The 511-nt window shown below is 72.0% G+C and carries 1 protein-coding gene; it reads left to right on the forward strand.

What is annotated here, in order from left to right; genetic code table 11:
• The coding region (locus HC031_RS32300) for a condensation domain-containing protein (protein ID WP_167929246.1) at positions 1-511 on the forward strand (511 nt) is incomplete at both ends.

Genomic DNA, 511 nt, shown 5'->3' on the forward strand with positions numbered 1-511 from the left:
TACGCTGCCGACCCGGGTACGGGTGGACGGTGCGCAGCGGGTGGTGCCGTGGCTGCGGGCGTTGCAGGAGCAGCAGAGCGAGTCCCGGCGGTACGACTTCGTGGCGCTGGCCGACCTGAGGGCGTGGAGTGACCTACCGGGCGGGGTCAACCTGTTCGACAGCATGGTGGTGTTCGAGAACTACCCGATCGACGACACGGCGGTCAGCGGTGACGGCGTGCGGGTACGAGAGGTACGCGGCGTCGACACCACGAGCTTCCCCCTGACTCTGAGCGCGGACCTGGCCGAGGGGCTGCACCTCGAGCTGGCGTTCGATCCTCGGCTGTTCGACACCGCGACCGTGCGGCGGCTGGCCGACCACCTCGCGGTCCTGCTCGCCGGGCTGGTCGCCGACCCGGACCGGCCGGTGGCCGCCGTGCCGATGATGTCCGGCGGGGAGCGGCAGCGGGTGTTGGGTGCGGGGTGTGGTGCGGCGGCGGAGGTGCCGGCGGCGACGTTCACCGACGTGTTC

The sequence above is a fragment of the Planosporangium thailandense genome (assembly GCF_011947195.1).
Classification (GTDB): Bacteria; Actinomycetota; Actinomycetes; order Mycobacteriales; family Micromonosporaceae; genus Planosporangium; species Planosporangium thailandense.